General features: G+C 59.8%; 21 protein-coding genes, 1 pseudogene and 1 riboswitch. Of the genes and pseudogenes, 16 read left to right on the top strand and 6 right to left on the bottom strand.

Annotation, left to right across the window (positions count from 1 at the left end):
* Positions 1–33: 33 nt before the first annotated feature.
* The gene (locus tag G485_RS0108710; RefSeq protein WP_027092247.1) at positions 34–1,029 is read right to left on the bottom strand and encodes an iron-hydroxamate ABC transporter substrate-binding protein; all 996 of its coding nucleotides are present in this window, start codon (positions 1,027–1,029) and stop codon (positions 34–36) included.
* A gap of 336 nt (positions 1,030–1,365) precedes the next feature.
* Here G485_RS0108710 and G485_RS0108720 point away from each other — a divergent pair, with 336 nt between their 5' ends.
* Positions 1,366–2,592, top strand: coding sequence for an SEC-C metal-binding domain-containing protein (locus G485_RS0108720; RefSeq protein ID WP_027092248.1), 1,227 nt, complete (start codon positions 1,366–1,368; stop codon positions 2,590–2,592).
* Positions 2,593–2,660: 68 nt separating this feature from the next.
* On the opposite strand, the gene G485_RS0108725 is transcribed toward G485_RS0108720, so the two are convergent.
* Complete coding sequence (locus G485_RS0108725; RefSeq protein WP_156922208.1) at positions 2,661–3,113, bottom strand: hypothetical protein; 453 nt, start codon at positions 3,111–3,113, stop codon at positions 2,661–2,663.
* A gap of 173 nt (positions 3,114–3,286) precedes the next feature.
* A riboswitch (PreQ1 riboswitch) is annotated at positions 3,287–3,330 on the top strand.
* 126 nt (positions 3,331–3,456) lie between these two features.
* On the opposite strand from G485_RS0108725, the gene queC reads away from it, so the two are divergent.
* From queC to G485_RS0108755, 6 genes are all read left to right on the top strand, one after another.
* Positions 3,457–4,128 (top strand): 7-cyano-7-deazaguanine synthase QueC, encoded by a 672-nt coding sequence (queC, locus tag G485_RS0108730; RefSeq protein ID WP_027092250.1) that lies wholly within the window; start codon positions 3,457–3,459, stop codon positions 4,126–4,128.
* Entirely contained in the window at positions 4,128–4,574 is a 447-nt protein-coding gene (locus G485_RS0108735) for a 6-pyruvoyl trahydropterin synthase family protein (protein ID WP_027092251.1), read from the top strand. The genes queC and G485_RS0108735 overlap by 1 nt, the downstream gene beginning before the upstream one ends.
* Complete coding sequence (queE, locus tag G485_RS0108740; RefSeq protein ID WP_027092252.1) at positions 4,571–5,296, top strand: 7-carboxy-7-deazaguanine synthase QueE; 726 nt, start codon at positions 4,571–4,573, stop codon at positions 5,294–5,296. Before G485_RS0108735 ends, queE begins: the two co-directional genes overlap by 4 nt.
* 43 nt (positions 5,297–5,339) lie before the next feature.
* Entirely contained in the window at positions 5,340–5,837 is a 498-nt protein-coding gene (gene queF / locus G485_RS0108745; protein WP_027092253.1) for a preQ(1) synthase, read from the top strand.
* Positions 5,838–6,002: 165 nt separating this feature from the next.
* Complete coding sequence (locus G485_RS0108750; RefSeq protein ID WP_027092254.1) at positions 6,003–6,191, top strand: CBS domain-containing protein; 189 nt, start codon at positions 6,003–6,005, stop codon at positions 6,189–6,191.
* Positions 6,192–6,219: 28 nt separating this feature from the next.
* Positions 6,220–7,452: an MFS transporter gene (locus G485_RS0108755; protein ID WP_027092255.1), complete on the top strand. Its 1,233-nt coding sequence runs from the start codon at positions 6,220–6,222 to the stop codon at positions 7,450–7,452.
* Between the two features lie 76 nt (positions 7,453–7,528).
* Here G485_RS0108755 and G485_RS0108760 read toward each other — a convergent pair whose 3' ends face one another.
* Positions 7,529–7,954, bottom strand: a complete 426-nt coding sequence (locus G485_RS0108760) for a MarR family winged helix-turn-helix transcriptional regulator (RefSeq protein WP_027092256.1) — start codon at positions 7,952–7,954, stop codon at positions 7,529–7,531.
* A gap of 244 nt (positions 7,955–8,198) precedes the next feature.
* Between G485_RS0108760 and G485_RS0108765 the strand changes: the two genes are divergently transcribed.
* The 8 genes from G485_RS0108765 (at position 8,199) to trhA (ending at position 13,602) form a co-directional block, all read left to right on the top strand.
* A complete protein-coding gene (locus G485_RS0108765; protein ID WP_027092257.1) occupies positions 8,199–8,546 on the top strand; it encodes a hypothetical protein in 348 nt (115 codons plus the stop codon).
* The gene (locus tag G485_RS0108770) at positions 8,540–9,616 is read left to right on the top strand and encodes an ABC transporter substrate-binding protein (protein WP_051318121.1); all 1,077 of its coding nucleotides are present in this window, start codon (positions 8,540–8,542) and stop codon (positions 9,614–9,616) included. The genes G485_RS0108765 and G485_RS0108770 overlap by 7 nt, the downstream gene beginning before the upstream one ends.
* Positions 9,617–9,620: 4 nt before the next feature.
* Complete coding sequence (locus tag G485_RS0108775) at positions 9,621–10,448, top strand: ABC transporter ATP-binding protein (RefSeq protein WP_027092259.1); 828 nt, start codon at positions 9,621–9,623, stop codon at positions 10,446–10,448.
* Complete coding sequence (locus G485_RS0108780) at positions 10,429–11,328, top strand: ABC transporter permease (RefSeq protein ID WP_051318122.1); 900 nt, start codon at positions 10,429–10,431, stop codon at positions 11,326–11,328. The genes G485_RS0108775 and G485_RS0108780 overlap by 20 nt, the downstream gene beginning before the upstream one ends.
* 70 nt (positions 11,329–11,398) lie before the next feature.
* Positions 11,399–11,755 carry a hypothetical protein gene (locus G485_RS30375; protein ID WP_027092261.1) on the top strand — a complete coding sequence of 119 codons (357 nt, stop codon included), beginning with the start codon at positions 11,399–11,401 and terminating at the stop codon, positions 11,753–11,755.
* Positions 11,752–12,624, top strand: coding sequence for an SPFH domain-containing protein (locus G485_RS0108790; protein WP_027092262.1), 873 nt, complete (start codon positions 11,752–11,754; stop codon positions 12,622–12,624). The genes G485_RS30375 and G485_RS0108790 overlap by 4 nt, the downstream gene beginning before the upstream one ends.
* Before the next feature lie 13 nt (positions 12,625–12,637).
* Entirely contained in the window at positions 12,638–12,847 is a 210-nt protein-coding gene (locus tag G485_RS0108795) for a type II toxin-antitoxin system antitoxin (protein ID WP_027092263.1), read from the top strand.
* 116 nt (positions 12,848–12,963) lie between these two features.
* On the top strand, positions 12,964–13,602 hold the full coding sequence (gene trhA / locus G485_RS0108800; protein ID WP_027092264.1) for a PAQR family membrane homeostasis protein TrhA: 639 nt from the start codon (positions 12,964–12,966) through the stop codon (positions 13,600–13,602).
* A 4-nt stretch (positions 13,603–13,606) separates the two neighbouring features.
* Here trhA and G485_RS0108805 read toward each other — a convergent pair whose 3' ends face one another.
* Entirely contained in the window at positions 13,607–13,897 is a 291-nt protein-coding gene (locus G485_RS0108805; protein WP_027092265.1) for a hypothetical protein, read from the bottom strand.
* A gap of 266 nt (positions 13,898–14,163) precedes the next feature.
* Between G485_RS0108805 and G485_RS25685 the strand changes: the two are divergent.
* Positions 14,164–14,661, top strand: a pseudogene (locus G485_RS25685) (DUF72 domain-containing protein); the annotation flags it as partial.
* Between the two features lie 69 nt (positions 14,662–14,730).
* On the opposite strand, the gene G485_RS0108815 reads toward G485_RS25685, so the two are convergent.
* Both G485_RS0108815 and G485_RS25690 read right to left on the bottom strand, forming a co-directional pair.
* Positions 14,731–16,182, bottom strand: coding sequence for an RICIN domain-containing protein (locus tag G485_RS0108815; RefSeq protein WP_027092266.1), 1,452 nt, complete (start codon positions 16,180–16,182; stop codon positions 14,731–14,733).
* A 260-nt stretch (positions 16,183–16,442) separates the two neighbouring features.
* Positions 16,443–17,465, bottom strand: coding sequence for a DHHW family protein (locus G485_RS25690; protein WP_051318123.1), 1,023 nt, complete (start codon positions 17,463–17,465; stop codon positions 16,443–16,445).
* Positions 17,466–17,735: the final 270 nt, after the last annotated feature.

The following is a 17,735-nucleotide window of genomic DNA, read 5'->3' on the forward strand; positions in this document are numbered from 1 at the left end:
TTCGCCGAGCGGACGAACGCCTCCCTATCGGAATTATTGGCCCAGGAAGTGATCGATGAAGAATTGCAATTGGTAATCGAGCGTCAAGGCGTCGTTAAAATAAAATTCGTTCATGTTCACTTCGTACACATGCCCATCTTTGACGGCGGGAAGGTTCTTGTACGTCTCCGTCTGCTGGAAGGAAGTGTCGGAGCCATCGCTCTTGCTGAGGATGACGTAGTCGCCCGCGTATTCGGGAAGCACCTCCGAAGAGAGCGCGTAATAGCCGTCTTTGTCGGTCATCGCCTTCACCTTCTCGGGCATGGGCAGCTTCATCGCCTGGTACAAAATTTCCGTGCCCCGTCCCCAGTGGTCGCCGTAGACATACAACTGTTTCTCGTAGCTCTCGATGACCGAGACCGTCTTGTCTGCGCCGATCTTCGCCTTGATCTCTTCGCCGGCTTGCTCGGCGCGCGCCTTGAAGTCGTCGATCCAGGCCTGGGCTTCCTTCTCCTTGTTCAGCAGCTTGCCGATTTCCAAAATTTGCGTCAGGTAATCGACCTTGCCGTACGTATAGGTGACGGTGGGGGCGATCTGCTTCAGCTTGTCGACGTTTTTGATGTTCGACAGGCCGATGATCAGGTCGGGCTTGAGCTCGATAATTTTCTCCAAGTCCTCGTCGGACACTTCCGCAACATCCTTTAATTGATCCTGGAAGCGGGGATTCAGCTTCGACCACGAATCGACGCCGACGAGATGGACGCCGAACTTCATGACATCGCCCGCAAACGAGGAGAGGACGATGACGCGCTGCGGATTGGCGGGCACTTCGACGGGGCCGTTCTCGGATTGATAAGTGATCGTACCCGTCTGGGCGCCGCTCTCGGACGTATTCGCGGGGGAGCTGGCCGCGGAGCCGCTCGGGGAGCTTGCGGCGGATTCGGCAGGGGAGCCGGACGCGGAGCTGCCGGCGTTGTTCGTATTGTTATTGCCGCAGGCGGCGAGCGCCATTACAAGCAGAATCATAAGGGGAAGCAGCAGTTTTTTCATGGGGATCTCCTTCTTGTTTAAATTAGTTGTCCAGAAAATGTTCGGTGAAAAATTCGAGCTGATCATCCATTATAAATGATAATGATTCTCAATATCACCAAACAAACTTTATCTCGGCCCGGGTATTTTGTCAATATCCTTTTCAATTTTTTTGCTTGCAAACAAAACGCTTCCGCCGTCTTCGGAAGACGAAGAAGCTTTGCGGATTGCGGCAGGCAATCAGGCGCAGAACGGGGATGTCACTGGAAATACGATCCGAACGGTTGCCCGCCCGTGGAACATTCGGTATGATAGGATGTGCTGATTATGGCCGGACAACGGAGATAGGATGAGTTGATGAGCAACAAGCTAAGCGACAAAGAGCAAATGGAACTTATCGAATCGATGCGCAAAGCGAAAGAACTGGAGGAGATGAGGCTCGCGAAGGAGGAAGCCAAGCGCTGGACGCCGATCGAATCGCCGCTCTCTCTCGCCGATGCGCTCGCGCGCTTGACGAAGCAGGAGCTGACGGCCATTCGGACGGAGCTGAATATCGCAGGCGTCAGCTCCCTGAACAAGCAGGATTTGGCGGACAAGCTGGCGGAGCTGATTCCCCAATACCTAGGCGGCATATTGGAGCGGTTTGACGAGGAGAGATATCAGGTCGTCAAGAAAGCGGCGGACCGCCGCGACGCGTTTCCCGCTCTCGGCGATCCGTACAAGGTCTCTTACTTTCTGAACCTGGGCTTGCTGTTCCCCGGAACGCAGCAGGGCAAGCGGGTTCTGGTCATGCCGCAAGAGATCAAAGCCGGCATCAAGAGCTTCGATTCGCCGGCGCTCAAGCAGAAGATTCGCGCCAATACGCAACTGATTCGTCTGGTGACGGGAATGCTGGCTTATTACGGGGTGCTTGACACGATTGAGCTGTGGAAAATGGTCGCTCCGCATCATCGAACCGAGATGTCGGCGCAAGAATTCGACCGTTTCGTCAGCAGTCGGGCGGACTTTGCGGGAGGATGGCAAATCGGCCCTTATGGCATCGCGGACGAAGCGGTCGTCGATCCGGAAGGCATCGTGCGGGAGCACCGCAGCCGGAGCGAGCTTCCTTATTATCCGTTCACGACGGAGCAGCTGCTGGAAGCGGGCGTGCCGGATTTTATCGACCGGAATTTAAGCTATCGTTCGTTCGTCAACTTCATCATGGGTCATTATTCGGTCGCGAAGGAGGAAGCGGACGAAGTCGTGGCGGAGCTCACCTTCCAAATCCAGAACGGAGACCCGCCTTCGATGCTGATCGAATTTTTGCAGGAAAGGTTCGACATGTCCGAGCGGGAGATCGCGGAAGGGTTCGTCGGCCATTTGACGGAGCTCAACAATAACACGAGGCTGTGGGTGCTGAAGGGGCATACGCCGAACGAGCTGTCCCCGGCCCTGCCTTCAAGACCGAGCATGGAACGCCGAGAGCCGAAGCGGACGAACTCGGCGGGCAACGTCATCGACATCGCCACCGGCCGCAAAATCGGCCGCAACGATCCTTGCCCGTGCGGAAGCGGCAAGAAATTCAAGAAGTGCTGCGGGGGCTGACGCGATCGGCCGCTTGCAGGCAAGAAGGACGCTCGATCCGGTTCGCGGATGCGAGCGTCCTTCTTCGTTTACGCCAAGCCGCCTTCCGGGCGAACGGCCCGGGCCAGCCAGTCTTTTCTCGCCAATGCCGCCTCCGTGAGCGCCGGCGTCTCGTATTCGAAGCGCAGCGTCCCGTTGCCGCCCGCCTCCTTCATCAGCGCAAGCAGCGCGGCTCCCCAGACGGGCCTGTCCTCGTTCGCAACGGCGGGAAGGTCCGGGAAGTAATAATAATAGACGTCCATAAGCCAGCGGTTGACCGTCTCCATCTCCGGCGAGGCGAATACCGCCCTCTTCTTCTCGAACAGCTCCTGCGGAAAAGGAAGCCCTTCTCCGGCATAAGCGGCGAATCCGTCCGGACCGATCTGCCCCTGCGCTCTCAGCAGCCAGATCGCCAGTCCGCTCCATCGGATCGGCCGAGGCGGAATCGGTGAAAGGCTGCGTAGACATCTTGCATGTTCACCCCGATTGTGGAATGTTCTCATCTTACCGTTCTCCGCCGTTCGGGTCAAACGGGCGGCGTACTTGCGCGGACCGGCCATCGCCCGCTATCCAGAGTCTCCCTATTCTAAAAAGGGTTCGGCTGTGCTATAGTTCTTACGTACAACTAAAGAAGAAATCCGGCAGCGTCGCCGGCCTTAACGGTTCGGACGCGCCGCCGGGAGAGGTTCGCGAACTCCCTCTATAAAAAACTATCCGGGAACGGCGGCTCCCTGCGAGCCTGTCGTTCTTGGCGTTCGGCGCGAAGCGGGAGCACCCGCATCGCGCCGAATTCTTTAGGGACGGTTTCAAGGATCTCTCTCTTCGCATTCAAGAGGAGAGACGGACATGAACAAGAGTAAAGCGGTCGTCGTCTTCAGCGGCGGCCAGGACAGCACGACCTGTCTGTTCTGGGCCCTGAAGCGGTTCGACGAAGTGGAGGCCGTAACGTTCGATTACGGACAGCGGCACAAGCGGGAGCTGGAGGTTGCGGCGGATATCGCCAAGGAGCTGGGCGTCAGGCACCATGTGCTCGACATGTCGCTGCTGAACCAGTTGGCGCCGAATGCGCTTACCCGCGACGACATCGCCATCGAGCAGAAGGAAGGCGCCCTTCCGACGACGTTCGTCGACGGACGCAACATGCTCTTTCTGACCTTCGCGGCCGTTCTCGCGAAGCAGATCGGGGCGAACCATATCGTCACGGGGGTGTGCGAGACCGACTTCAGCGGTTATCCCGATTGCCGCGACGTGTTCGTCAAATCGCTGAACGTCACGCTCAACCTGGCGATGGACTACCCGTTCGTCGTCGAGACGCCGCTCATGTGGCTGAACAAGGAGCAGACGTGGGCGCTGGCCGACCAACTCGGCGCGTTCGAATTCGTGCGCGGGCGGACGCTGACCTGCTATAACGGCATCGTGGCGGACGGCTGCGGGGAATGCCCGGCCTGCAAGCTCCGCAAGAAAGGGCTGGACGATTATCTGGCTTCGTCGGGCAGGGACAGGGAGGCGAAGGTCTGATGCTGCAGCAAATTTACCCGACGGTCTCCCATCCGTATCAATACGAGCTGAACAAGGACTTGCAGTTTGCCGCGGCGCACTACGTGCCGGCCGAAGACGCGGGTCATTGCCGGCGGATGCACGGCCATACGTACTTTGCGAATGTGACGGTGGCCGGGGATACGCTCGACGCTTCCGGATTTCTCGTCAATTTCGCCGCGATCAAGAAGCTCATTCACGAGCGGTTCGACCATACCGTGCTGAACGAGGATACGGCCAGCTTCGGCGACGACGATCCGGAGCGGTATCCGACGACCGAGGTCGTCGCCCGGACGATTTACGAGATTGTGCAAGAGTACCTGGATCAAACCGAGAACCGGCCCGTCTGCGTGCAAGTGTTCCTGCGCGAGACGCCGACGAGCTACGTCGTGTACCGGCCGAAGAAGAAGGCGGGGAGCGAGCGATGAGCGAGAGGCGCATCCCCGTCATCGAAATATTCGGCCCGACGGTGCAGGGCGAGGGCCGGGTCATCGGCCGCAAAACGATGTTCGTTCGCACGTCCGGCTGCGATTACCGCTGCGCCTGGTGCGATTCCGCCTTCACCTGGGACGGAACCGGCAAAGACGACATCCGCCTGCTGACGGCGGGCGAGGTGATCGGGGAGCTGACGGAGAAGGGCGGCGAGTTCGCCCACGTCACGCTCTCCGGCGGCAATCCGGCGCTGCTGCCGCAGCTCGGGGAGCTGATCGACCGGCTTCACGCGCAGGGCGCCGAGGTTGCGCTGGAGACGCAGGGGAGCAAGTGGCAGGAATGGTTCCGCAGCGTCGACGAGCTGACGCTCTCCCCCAAACCGCCCAGCTCCGGCATGGAGACCGACTGGGCTGCGCTGGACGGCATCGTCGGGAAGCTGGAGAACGCGGGCCGCAGCTTCAGCCTGAAGGTCGTCGTCTTCGACGAGGCGGATCTGGATTACGCGGCGGCCGTCCATGCGCGGTACGCTTCGGCGCCTTTCTACCTGCAGGCCGGCAACGGCCGACTCGGGGAGACGGAACCGGCGCGCCTGCTGCCGTACTTGCTGGAGCGTTACGAGTGGCTGATCGGAACGGTCATGGCGGATGCGAGATTCCGCAAGGTGCACGTGCTGCCTCAGCTCCATACGTGGGTATGGGGCAACAAGAAGGGCGTATAACGCGGCAAACGCAAAATTTTCATCGAAAAGGACGGGATGATCCATGGCGGGAAGAAGCCGAGAGGAACTGAGCGGCGTTACGCTGCTGGGCAACCGGGGGACGGAGTACCGTTTCCAATATTCGCCCGATATTCTCGAGACGTTCGAGAACAAGCATCCGGAGCGGGATTACTTCGTCAAATTCAACTGCCCCGAATTTACGAGCTTGTGCCCGATGACGGGCCAGCCGGATTTCGCGACGCTTTACATCTCCTATATTCCGGACCGGAAAATGGTCGAGAGCAAGTCGCTCAAGCTGTATTTGTTCAGCTTCCGCAATCACGGCGATTTCCACGAGGACTGCATCAACATCATCATGAACGACCTGATCGCGCTGATGGAGCCGCGCTATATCGAAGTATGGGGCAAATTCACGCCGCGAGGCGGCATCTCCATCGATCCCTACTGCAACTGGGGGAAGCCCGGCACCAAATACGAGCGGATGGCGGAGCATCGCCTGCTCCATCACGACCTGTATCCGGAGAAAGTGGACAACCGTTAGAAGGGCGCCTGCCGGCGGCTCAGCAGATCTCTGCTTGGGCCGTCGTTTTTTTGGGGGCCTGGCGGATCAGAGAGCGCGGCAAAGAAAGATTGACACTGCGCTATGTAATTGTATAATACAATTATGTAATTTCATTATACAACTTGATGGCCGGAGGTCGCCGCGTTGAAAGCTCACGAGGTCATGATCAGACAAGTGCACAAAGTGAAAGAGAGCGACACGGTGCGCTCCGTCGTCGAGAAATTCATCGCGCACGGAATCAGCGGTCTTCCGGTGGTCAACGAGAGGAACGAAATCGTCGGCATCATCAGCCGGGGCAACGTCATCCGGCAAACGTTCAAAAGTCTGTTGTAGATTCTGCATAAGGGAGGCGAAAACATTCATGTCGCCCGAATTGGAATGGTCAACTTCCGCACCGAAAGCAAGCCTGCTCAAACAGCCGCGCGGCGTATGGGCGGTCGGCTTCGCTTGCATTATCGCCTTTATGGGATTGGGTCTGGTCGACCCGATTCTGCCGGCGATCGCCGCGCAAATGCACGCCTCCGCGAGCCAAGTCTCGCTGCTGTTCACCAGCTACAATGCCGTCATGGCGGTCATGATGCTCATTACGGGCGTGATCACGTCCCGCCTCGGCATGAAGAAGACGCTGCTGCTCGGCATCGTCTTCATCGCCGCGTTCTCGGCGCTGGGCGGCGCTTCGAACAACATCTGGGCGCTCATCGGCCTGCGCGGCGGGTGGGGGCTCGGCAACGCGCTGTTCGTGGCCACCTCCTTGACCGCCATCGTCTCTTTGTCCACGTCCGGCGTGGCCAAGGCGATCATTCTGTACGAGGCGGCGGTCGGACTCGGCATCTCCGTCGGGCCGCTGCTCGGGGGAGAGCTGGGCGCAATCTCCTGGAGAGGACCCTTTTTCGGTGTGGCTTGTCTAATGGTCATCGCATTCGCGGGTTTATCGCTCATGATGCCGGCAGCCAAGGCGCCGGCGCCGAACGCCCCGCGCAAGAAGGCGTCGCTGCTCGATCCGTTCCGCGCGCTGAAGCACCGCCCGCTGTGGGTGCTCGGCTTGCTGGCCTGCTTTTACAACTTCGGCTTCTTTACGATTATGGCCTACGCGCCGCTCGTGCTGGACAAAATGGGGCTTGACGTCCACCAGCTCGGTTATGTGTTCCTCGGCTGGGGCATTCTGCTGGCGATCACCTCGGTATTTATGGCCCCCGTTCTGCAGCGCCGGTTCGGCACGATCAAGTCGATGGCCTGCATGCTCGGGCTGTTCGCCTTGACGCTGATCGCGATGGGCGTCTGGACGTCGAGCGAGTGGGTCATTATCGCCGCCGTCATTATCGCGGGCGCCCTGCTCGGGAACAACAACACGCTCATTACGACGGCCGTCATGAACGCGGCGCCGGTGGAGCGCCCGACCGCTTCCGCCGCCTACAGCTTTGTGCGCTTTATCGGCGGCGCCATCGCCCCGTATTTCTCGGGCAAGCTGGCCGAATGGTACAACCCGCACGTTCCTTTTATCGTCGGAGCCGGCTTTGTCATCGTCGGTCTGCTCGCCATGCTGGCCAACGGCAAGTACGTGAAGCACGTCGACCGGGCCGAAGCGGGCCATTGACCGCCTCCATTATCCGCCACAACTTAAACAGCCTTCGTTCGGCAGATGCCGGCGAAGGCTGTTTTTGCGTCGTCCTCTATTGGTTTAACGTCCGGTTGAATTTGCGGAGCAAATCGCCGAACGTTCGGCGTTCCTCGTCGGACCAGCCCTGCATCTTCTCGGTGATTCGGGCCTGCCTCATCTTTTTGTACTCCGCATGCTCCGCCCGGCCCGATTCGGTCACTTCGAAGAAGTAGGCTCTCCCGTCGTCGGGATTGGGGCTTCTCAGCACATAGCCCTTCTGCTCCAGAGCCGCGATCTGCCGGCTGACGGTCGAGATGTCCAGGCGGAATTCGTCTGCCAGCGCCCTTACCCCTGTCGGCCCGGAGGCGATCATATGATTAAGCAGCAAATACGCCGATCGGTCGAGATTCGCGAAGCTCTTGTCGTTCGACAGGGACGTGGCGCGGCGAACGAGCAGCGCAAGCTCCGTATCGATCAGGTCCAGTACTCGGGGATCCATCCGGCTCACCTCAATTTCTATCTCTTATCGTACCATACGGCGCCTGTTTTTCAAGCGAACCGCCGTACCGCCGGGCCCGCGTTGTCGAAATCGGCGATCGAACGCGCCCTGGGCCGGACGTTTCTCCGCGAATGTCATAAGATACAACAGATATCTCGTTCTGCGGCATTCCCGGCCGCGTTCCGGACCACGGAAGCGCCGGACGAAGCGAAGGCGGCCGGGAACAATCTGAGGCGAAGGAGGAGTGGAAGGACGGGACATCGAGGGCGATCTGTCGGAGTCGGCAAGGGCGATTCGGGAGGAGCCGGCGCTGCGGGAGACAACCTTGGCGAATCCGGCGAAGCGGTTGTCGGGGAGCCCGGACAACAGGCGAACCCGGTTCTTACGCTCGCTCCCGCGCACGGCTTCTCCGCGAGCGCCCGGAACCGGCGCTTCGATTGGCCCCGAGCCGGCGCCGCGGTTGCGGCGATTCCGCTCGGGGATACGCGAGGAGGACGCATACGGCAAAGGGACGGCCGATCGATGCAGGCCGGAGGACCGGCCCGAGCCGCGGGCTTCCATTTCTAAGGGAGAAGGAGAACGAGTATGGTGAAAACGAGAAGCTTAACAGGTTGGCTGGCGGCGATCTTGCTGATGTTCGTCTTGGCGAGCTGCGGAGGGAACGGTGCGAATTCGGCATCCTCGCCGCCGGCCGCTTCGCCGTCCGGGTCCGCGTCGCCTTCCGCTTCGGAGACGCCGCGGGAACTGGAGAAGGTGCGGTTTTCCGAGGTGATCCGGTCGATCTTCTACGCGCCGCACTATGTCGCGATGTCCCAAGGCTTCTTCGAGAAGCAGGGGCTGACCGTAGACATGAATACGGCCCAAGGCTCGGACAAAGGCGCCGCCGCGCTGATTGCGGGAACCGCGGACGTCTCGCTCATCGGTCCGGAGACGACCATCTACATTTACAACCAGAACGGCGACAAGAAGCTCAAAGCCTTCTATCAACTGACGTTGAAGGACGGATCGTTCCTGCTGTCGCGCGACAAGGCGGATTCGTTCCAATGGAGCGATCTGAAGGGGAAAACGGTGATCGGCTGGCGCCCCGGCAGCTCGCCGCAGATGGTGCTGAATTCGCTGCTTGCGAAGGAGAAGATCGAAGGCGTGAACGTCGTCACCAATATCGCCTCCACGGCGATGGCCGGGGCTTTCGCGAGCGGACAGGGCGACTTCATCCAGCTGTTCGAGCCCGTCGCTTCCACCTTGATCAAGGAAGGCAAGGCCTATTACGCCGCGTCGCTCGGCGAAGCGTTCGGCTCGTATCCAGAGACGTCCTATGTGGCGACCTCCGACTACATCGAGAAGCATCCCGACGTCATCCAGAAGTTCGTGAACGCGGTGGCCGAAGGGACGCAATGGCTGAACACCGCCTCGGACGAGGACATCGTCAAGGCGCTGAAGCCGTTCTTCGACGGCACGCCGGACGACATTATTCTGGAATCGATCCGTCGCTATAAAGATCAGGATACTTGGCCGGCGAAGCCGGAGCTGACGGCGGAATCGTTCGAGACGCTGCAGAACGTGCTGACCGAGAACGGCGTTCTCAAGCCCGAAGAGAAGCTGAGCGACCTGTCGGTCGTCGCGGACATGAGCTTCGTGGGCAAGATCGGCCAGGCGGGGTGATCGCATGCCGGCCGCACAGATCGAAATGCGCGAAGTCGGCTTGAGCTATTTCACGCCGAAGCAGGAGACGGAGGCGCTTCGCGATGTGTCGCTCTCCGTTCGGGCGGGGGAATTCATCAGCATTGTGGGGCCGAGCGGCTGCGGCAAGAGCACGCTGCTCTCCCTCATCTCGGGGATGCTGAAGCCGACGAAGGGGAAGGTGCTGATCGACGGGCAGGAAGTGGCCGGCACGTCTCCGAAGGTCGGGTATATGCTGCAGCACGACCATCTGTTCGAATGGCGCGACGTGCACAGCAATCTGCTCGTCGGAGCGGAGATTCGCCGGATGGACCGGAAGAAGGCGGAGCGGAAGGCGAGCGAATTGATGGAGCGGTACGGACTGGGGGGCTTCGCGCGCCACAGTCCTTCCCAGTTGTCCGGCGGCATGCGCCAGCGGGTGGCGCTCATCCGCACGCTCGTGGCGGAGCCGGACATTCTGCTGCTAGACGAACCGTTCTCCGCGCTCGACTTCCAAACCCGGCTCAGCCTGGCGGACGAGGTTCACCGGATCATCCGGGAACAGGGCAAGACGGCGGTGCTCGTCACGCACGACATTCCGGAAGCCATCTCTATGGCGGATCGCGTCATGGTCATGTCGAAGCGCCCGAGCACGATCTCGTCCGTATACGAGATCCGGCTGGAGGACGAGGGAGGAGCTGCGGGCAAGGACGGCCGATCCGGCGGCGGAAGCGCGGCCATGACTCCGATGCGCAAAAGGGAGGTGGGGCGCTTCCAGACGTACTTCAACGATATATGGAAGGAGCTTGAGGCCCATGTCGTCTCTGCCGGTTAGAGGTTTGACGGATTCGCCTGCGGAAGCCGGTCCGAAGTCGGCGCTGCCTCCGGCTTCGGCGCCGTCTGCAGACGCTTCTGGGCCGTCTGTGCCCTACAAGCGATATCTCAAGGAACGGAAGCGCAGGCGGAGATTCGTGCAGCTGTCGCGGTTCGTGCTCCTCGCGGCGCTGCTCGCGCTGTGGGAGCTTGCCGCGAGCCTGAAGTGGGTCGACTCGATGCTGACGAGCAAGCCTTCCCGGCTGGCAAGCTCGTTCCGGGAGCTTGCGCTGCAAGGCGATCTGTGGAAGCATACGTGGACGACGGGGCTGGAGACGATCGTCGGGATCGCGGTGTCCATGATCGCGGGAACGCTGATCGCCGTCTTGTTCTGGTGGTCCGCCTACGCTTCGGAAGTGCTCGAGCCATACGTCGTCGTGCTCAACGCGCTGCCGAAGGTCGCGCTCGGTCCGATTTTCTACATCTGGCTGGGGGACCGGTATTCCGTCTACGGCATGGCGGTCGCCATCTCGATCATCGTCACGATTATGATGATCGAGCACGGGTTCAAGGAGCTGGCCCAGACGAAGCTGAAGCTGATGGAATCGTTCGGGGCGACGAAGCTGCAAATGCTGACAATGGTCATGCTGCCGGCCAGCGTTCCGAACTTCGTCGCGACGCTCAAGGTGAACGTCGGCCTCACACTGGTCGGCGTCGTCATGGGGGAGTTTCTGTCGTCGAAGGCGGGGCTCGGCTATCTGATCATTTACGGCGGCCAGGTGTTCCAGATGAATCTGGTCATGGTCAGCGTCTGCATGCTCGCGCTTATGTCCGCCGTGCTGTACGGGCTTGTGAACGTCGCGGGGCGGCTGCTGATGCGGAAATACCAGGTAGGGAAATGAAGCCGGCACGGCGTTTGCGGCGGCTTGCCCGGCAAGCGGGCCGGTCGGCGATTGCCGGAAGGTGAGCCGATTGCTGCTCGCTGAAGGCTGCCCGCTGAAGGCCGCTCCGCTGCGCGGAAGGATCGCCCTCGCCGCTTGGCGGGGCGAAGGAAGCTGCCCTGCGGTCCGACAAGACCGTAAGGGCGGCTTTTTTACGCTTGTGCGCGTTGCGGACGGAGGACGGCCGGAACTTGCGAACTCCAGAGCGGCGCTTCAGATGCAAGAGGAAATCGAGCAATTGGCGTGCGAGGGGGCCCTATGCCGGCGCGTGAACGGGGATTATGGCGGGGAGATGCTCGAAGAAATCGAGCAACGGTGTCTGTGGCAAAATACTGTAAAAAGTGATATCATAAAAGTATCAAATCAATATATGGGGGACTGCGAATGACAACGACCAAAGCTTGGTACACGAACGGATTTCTGGCCCTGCTGCTCTCGATCGTCTTCCTGGCGGGAGGAATCGCGGCACTGGTCTTCGGCGGGAACGAGACGGAGCCGAACGGCTGGCTGATCGCGACGGGCATCGCGCTCATCCTGCTGTTCCTCGTTACACTGACGTCGCTGACGATCGTGCAGCCGAATCAGGCCAAGGTCATCACTTTTTTCGGACGTTATCAGGGGACGATCACGGAGAGCGGGCTGTGGATGGTCGTGCCGTTCACGTCCAAGACGAAGGTGTCGCTCAAGGTGCGGAATTTCAACAGCCAGACGTTAAAGGTGAACGACGCGGAAGGCAATCCGATCGAGATCGGAGCCGTGGTCGTGTTCCGCGTAGTCGATACGGCGAAGGCGCTGTTCGACGTCGACAAGTACGAGAAGTTCGTAGAAATTCAGAGCGAGACGGCCATCCGGCACATTGCCGCCCATTACGCGTACGATACGTTCGAGGGCGATCAGCGCCCGTCCTTGCGCGGGAATGCGGACGAGGTGGCGGTCGAATTGTCGCGGGAGCTGCAGGCGAGGCTGGCCGTCGCAGGCGTTGAAGTGCTCGAGACGCGGCTGACCCACCTGGCCTACGCCCCCGAGATCGCCAGCGCGATGCTGCAACGGCAGCAGGCGATCGCCATTATCTCGGCCCGGCAGAAGATCGTGGAAGGCGCGGTCGCCATCGTCGATTCCGCCCTAAACCAGCTCGTCGAGAACGGCGTCGAGCTGGACGCGGAGCGCCGGGCGGCGATGATCAACAATTTGCTGGTCGCAATCGTATCCGACAAGGCGGCGACTCCGGTCATCAACACGGGGACGCTGTACGGATGACGGGGACCGGACGATGGCGAAGGAGAAAAAGGCGTTCCCTCTCCGGATCGATGCCGAGCTGCACCGCGCGATCGAGAAATGGGCGGAGGACGAGTTCCGCAGCGTCAACGGGCATATCGAGTTTTTGCTCCGGGAAGCGTTGCGCAAAGCCGGGCGGTTGCCTTCGCGGCGGCTCCCGGCCAAGGAAGCTGCCGATTCCGCGCCGGAAGTTGCCGAAGAATAGCGCGGCGGATCGACTCGACGGCAGCGGCGCTGACGGATTCGGCCCACGGGTTGAAATTCGCATTTGGTCTTCAAAAGTGGCATGATGGAGAGAAAACGATAGGGGAGGGAACGGAAATGGCCGGCACACATGTTTTCACGCGAAGAGAGGAAGTGGCCAACGCCGTTACGCACGGAGTGGGCGCGCTGCTCAGCGTTGCCGCGTTGGCGCTGCTTATCGTATTCGCCAGTTTGAAGGGAACGGCCTGGCACGTCGCAAGCTTCACGGTATACGGCGTGTCGATGCTGATGCTGTACACGGCGTCTACGCTCGTTCACGCTTTTCGCGAAGGCAAAGTCAAGGATCTGTTCGAGACGTTCGATCATTCCTGCATCTACTTGTTCATCGCCGGAACGTACACGCCGATTATGCTCACCGTGCTGCGAGGCCCGATGGGATGGAGCGTGTTCGGCATCGTCTGGGGGCTGGCGGTCGGGGGCGTCGTGTTCAAGGCGTTTTTCACCAAGCGCTTCGTTCTTCTCTCGACTTTGTTCTATGTGCTGATGGGGTGGATGGTCGTCCTCGTCTGGGAACCGCTGCAGGCGGCATTGGCTCCGGGCGGGCTTCGGCTCCTGCTCGCAGGCGGAGTGCTGTACACGTTGGGGTCGGTGTTCTATGTATGGCGGGCCTTCCGCTATCATCACGCGGTCTGGCACGCGTTCGTCGTCGGCGGGTCGGCGCTCCATTTCTTCGCCATTCTTCTATACGTTCTGTAATTTCTCAAGGCCACCGGGCCAGCACGGCCGCCAGCTTGCCGGTCAGAATCGGGATGAGATCGCCTAGCGTGCCGACGTAGGGAGTCGGCTGAAGTCCCCCTCGAGGGCAGGCGATGCTGAGCAGGTACCCGTTGCGGTGAATTTGCGTCAGAAGCGCGCGGGTAACCTCTTCTCCGTCCTCCCGGGAGTAAACGACGAGATTGTCGTTCTCGACCCGCACGAACAGATGCGTAAAGTTCATAGCATGCAGATTGAATTGCAGAAACGTGTGCGCCATATGCAGGGACAGGCTCATGTTCGAACATCCTCCCAACGAGTTGGAAATCGTCCGATTTCTCCATCGCGTGCGGCTGTCATTAGGTTGAGCAGTAGGGGAATCGGGGGCAGACGATTAGGCGTTCCTGATTGCGGTGGACATGTTGCTGGTTTGAATTATATCAAAAATAAGGAAACGGTAAAGCGTTTTGTTAGATGGGGCGGCAGCCCGAACGGAGGCGAAGTCCGCTTTGATCGAAGTCGGATTGGCGGGTTGGGGCGACCATGACGATTTATACGCTTCACCCGGAATCGCTGGAGTTCCGGCACCAAAGCTGGTTCTCTCCCGCCTATCGGGAGCGAACGCTCGCCTTCATGAAGGAGCAAGGATGGATTCACAGCATTTGCGACGAGCCGCAGTCGGGGGAAGGATCGGTTCCCGTTGTGCTTGAAGCGACGGACCCGGCCTATACGATCGTGCGGATGCACGGACGCAACGCGGCGGGCTGGAACCAGGGAGGCAAGCCGAACTGGCGCGAGGTCCGTTACTTGTATCGCTACAATCGCGAGGAATTGGAAGAATGGAAGCGATGGCTGGCCGAGCTGGAGGAGCAGACGGGCCGGATCGGCGTCATCTTCAACAACAACTCCGGCGGGGATGCGGCCGGCAACGCCAAGGAGATGATGAGTCTGCTGGGACTTCGCACGCCGGAGGGTCGGGACCCGTTGGAACCGAACGCCGACCCGGCGCCGGACGCCGAGCAGATCGATTTGTTTGACCTGCCGACGGGGGAGCGGAAGTAAGAAGCCGGCCGAGAGCGCGCGGCGGCGTCTCTTGACCGGCTTTTTTGTGCGGCTAGGAAGCCGGATCCTTCAGCTAGCCGTCGAGAATTGGTACTGCTGGCTTGCGGCGCCGCTGTCGGTCGACTGAATGGAATCCGCACCGTCGGCCGTCGAAGCTCCGGTAATGTCGAGCATCTTGCGGCTTTTCACATTCATGATCTTGTAGTAGCCGCCGCCGGCGTCGACGATCCGGAACTGCTGGTTCAATCCTCCGTTGTCCGTATATTGGATGTTGTTCGCCCCGTCCGCCGTCGAGCCACCGCTGATGTCCATGATTTTGCCGCTGTTCCGGTTCTTGATCTTGTAGTAGCGGCCGCCCATGTCGATAAACTGCCAGTGCTGGCTCGTCCAGCCGCCGTCCGACCACTGCTCGATTTGCGCTCCGTCCTCCGTCGAGCCGCTCGCCACCCCGAGCAGCTTGCCGCTGCCCCGGCTCACGATTTTGTACCACGAAGTCGTATTGACGGGCGGATTGTTGCTGCCGGCGATCGTGCCCGCCGCCGCGTCGATCGTCAACGAATCGTACCAGCTCATCGACAGCGACGTGCTGGACGGGAAGGAGAGCGGCAGCCAGACGTACTCCGAATCGTTCACAGGACCGCCCCAGGCGCCCGCCCAACGGTCGCCCATGTAGAGGTAGGAGGTCGTCGACGAGCCTTCCACCGGCAGCACGTAGGCCGCTTGCGAGTTGTACGCGTTGGCATTGCCGAAGTTGGTCAGGGCGCTCCAGGTGCCGCTAATGCTGGTGGCCGTCGCGTACTTCTGCTGGTTCGGCGCCCAGCCGGTCGCTCCCGAGGTGACGAGGAAGTAAACGTTCCCGCGCTTGAACATGGCCGGCGCTTCCCGGTATTGGCCGGGCCAGAGCGTCTGAACGAGCGAATCGACGCCGAGAAAATCGGAGGTCAGCCGATAAACGTTCAGGTTGGCGTTCACGGACGTGGCGGAGATCAAATAGGCGGTGCCGTTGTCGTTGAACACCGTCATGTCGCGGGAGTCGTTGCCGAGCGGCCGGAAGCTTCCGTGATACGTGTAGTTGCCGTCAACCGTGCTCGAAGAAGCGACTGCGGTGCGGGCTTGTCCGTAGTCGACCCCGTTTTCCCAGTGCATCCACATGACGTATTTGCCGGTCGAGCTGTTGTAGATGACTTTGGGCCGTTCGATATTCGACACGTTCAGCTCGGCCGCGGAGCTGCTGGTCAGCACGTTGTTGCGGAACTCCCAGTTTTTGAGGTCGGCCGACCGGTAGCAGGACACCGCTTTGAACGTGCCGTCGGGGTTGCGGTTTTCTCCGAAAAGATAATAGTAGCTTCCGACCTTGATTACGCCGCCGCCATGCGCCTGAATGACGTTGCCGGAAGTGTCCTTGAACTGGAATCCGTTGTTGTCGATCGTAACCGGAGCGGCCGCGGCGGGGCCGACGAAGCCGAAGCACGAGACGAAGGCCAATGCGGCGGCGAGCAGCCATTTCCCTTTGCTTTTCATCCTTTTCGTCCTCCTCTTTTCTTCACGAAATAGCGGAACCGAACGATAGATGACAACGCTTCCATACATGCGGACACGATCGATTCGTTTTTTTCAATTCCCCCCTCTCCGCGAGACGCCGCGAAAGCGGGAAGCCCGTGAGCCGCCGGACTTGTCCGCCTTCGTGGTGATGCCTTCACTATACCAGCTTTTCGCGCGCGGAAATACTGAACAATTCGTACATTCGCTATGAACGATTTCACCTGAGCGCCTTCTTCGCTTTAATCGGCGGCATCCATTACCTCGTTCAGCAGCGTCGCGATCCCCGTCGTGCGGGCGACCGTTGAATTGTTGAGGAACAGAACGTCCGTTATTTGCCGTTCCTTGACGAAGTCGAGCAGATTGTCCTTGAAATACCTGGGGTCGATCACGTCGATCGTCTCAAAGTGCGGGAGCAGGAACGGAATGAGCGCATTGGCGAACGAATCTTTGACGACGGCCAGTTTTTTGCCGTTCTTGCTCCCGGTCGCAATCTCCCCCCATGGGAAATCCCCTCCGAGAAAAACCGCATAGTAGCCGTTGCCCTGCTTGGCATATCGGGGATCGACGACTTTCCGGCTCGACGATTTCCCCGACGACGTATGCGCGGTAAACGTGTACTTCCGAGACGGAGTGTAGTAAACGAGCGTATCCGGGCGCTTGGCGAGCTCGGCGCTCTTCGTTGCTTTGTACTCGCTGCCCAGAAATCCTTTGATCGTCCCATTCTTGTACTCGCTTAGAGCGGCCGGTTGTTCCCCCATCGATTCCATCAGCTTGCCGTAGGCGTAATAAGCGCCCAAAGCCGTCCAGTGGTGATCGGTGCGGAAATATACATATTCGCTCTTGTGCGCTTCCAGCGCGCTGTAAGCGTCGACTCGAACGAGTCGGGAATCGAGCAGCCCGTTGATGCGGTCGAAAGCGGCTTTCTGCGAGGCGGACGCCGCTTGGGCTTTCGCGTTGTCGATGAACTCCGCGGCGGTCGGGACGAGCAGGGAATAGACGTTTACTTTCGAATCCACAGATTTCGCAAAACGGTTGAGCGCCGCCGCATACTGCTCCGCCGCGGAAGCCGAATAGGTGAACAGGCTGGCCGCCCGATCCTCCATCACCAAATAGTTGACGCCATTCACGTTGACGACGGTGCTCTCCCCGTTGCCGGGCGCAGCGCCGGCCTCTTCCTGCGAACGCGCCATGTGGACGGTGCCGGCGCCGAATAGAAGCAACACAACCAGGATAACGACAAAAATTCTTATACGGTACAGCATCTTCCAGCCTCCTCACAACGGTCCCCGAACCAAGCGGACAGGGTCCATTGTACAGGAAACGGTTAAAGAAAAGGCAAAACAAAGTATAAATTTATCTTAAAATTAGGGGCTGTTCACGCCCGGAAGCAGTCCCGGGATTTGATCCCTGCCCATTTTAACCATGAAGTCATTCAATTTCTCGGCAGTGTTGTCAATGGCTTCGTAGCTCTTTCCGTCAATAGTTAAATCACTGCTGAATCGATATGTTTTATCCCCTTGTTTCAAATCTAG

Source organism: Cohnella thermotolerans DSM 17683 (assembly GCF_000429825.1).
Taxonomy (GTDB): Bacteria; Bacillota; Bacilli; order Paenibacillales; family Paenibacillaceae; genus Cohnella; species Cohnella thermotolerans.

Excerpts from the sequence above, each read along its gene's own strand:
- trhA (WP_027092264.1), top strand. The coding sequence starts at position 12,964 with ATGGCCGGCACACATGTTTTCACGCGAAGAGAGGAAGTGGCCAACGCC.
- queC (WP_027092250.1), top strand. The coding sequence starts at position 3,457 with ATGAACAAGAGTAAAGCGGTCGTCGTCTTCAGCGGCGGCCAGGACAGC.
- G485_RS25690 (WP_051318123.1), bottom strand. The coding sequence starts at position 17,465 with ATGCTGTACCGTATAAGAATTTTTGTCGTTATCCTGGTTGTGTTGCTT.
- G485_RS0108770 (WP_051318121.1), top strand. The coding sequence starts at position 8,540 with ATGGTGAAAACGAGAAGCTTAACAGGTTGGCTGGCGGCGATCTTGCTG.
- G485_RS0108775 (WP_027092259.1), top strand. The coding sequence starts at position 9,621 with ATGCCGGCCGCACAGATCGAAATGCGCGAAGTCGGCTTGAGCTATTTC.
- G485_RS0108780 (WP_051318122.1), top strand. The coding sequence starts at position 10,429 with ATGTCGTCTCTGCCGGTTAGAGGTTTGACGGATTCGCCTGCGGAAGCC.
- G485_RS0108795 (WP_027092263.1), top strand. The coding sequence starts at position 12,638 with ATGGCGAAGGAGAAAAAGGCGTTCCCTCTCCGGATCGATGCCGAGCTG.
- G485_RS0108755 (WP_027092255.1), top strand. The coding sequence starts at position 6,220 with ATGTCGCCCGAATTGGAATGGTCAACTTCCGCACCGAAAGCAAGCCTG.
- queF (WP_027092253.1), top strand. The coding sequence starts at position 5,340 with ATGGCGGGAAGAAGCCGAGAGGAACTGAGCGGCGTTACGCTGCTGGGC.
- G485_RS0108720 (WP_027092248.1), top strand. The coding sequence starts at position 1,366 with ATGAGCAACAAGCTAAGCGACAAAGAGCAAATGGAACTTATCGAATCG.
- queE (WP_027092252.1), top strand. The coding sequence starts at position 4,571 with ATGAGCGAGAGGCGCATCCCCGTCATCGAAATATTCGGCCCGACGGTG.
- G485_RS0108760 (WP_027092256.1), bottom strand. The coding sequence starts at position 7,954 with ATGGATCCCCGAGTACTGGACCTGATCGATACGGAGCTTGCGCTGCTC.
- G485_RS0108725 (WP_156922208.1), bottom strand. The coding sequence starts at position 3,113 with ATGAGAACATTCCACAATCGGGGTGAACATGCAAGATGTCTACGCAGC.
- G485_RS0108805 (WP_027092265.1), bottom strand. The coding sequence starts at position 13,897 with ATGAGCCTGTCCCTGCATATGGCGCACACGTTTCTGCAATTCAATCTG.
- G485_RS0108815 (WP_027092266.1), bottom strand. The coding sequence starts at position 16,182 with ATGAAAAGCAAAGGGAAATGGCTGCTCGCCGCCGCATTGGCCTTCGTC.
- G485_RS0108790 (WP_027092262.1), top strand. The coding sequence starts at position 11,752 with ATGACAACGACCAAAGCTTGGTACACGAACGGATTTCTGGCCCTGCTG.
- G485_RS0108735 (WP_027092251.1), top strand. The coding sequence starts at position 4,128 with ATGCTGCAGCAAATTTACCCGACGGTCTCCCATCCGTATCAATACGAG.
- G485_RS0108710 (WP_027092247.1), bottom strand. The coding sequence starts at position 1,029 with ATGAAAAAACTGCTGCTTCCCCTTATGATTCTGCTTGTAATGGCGCTC.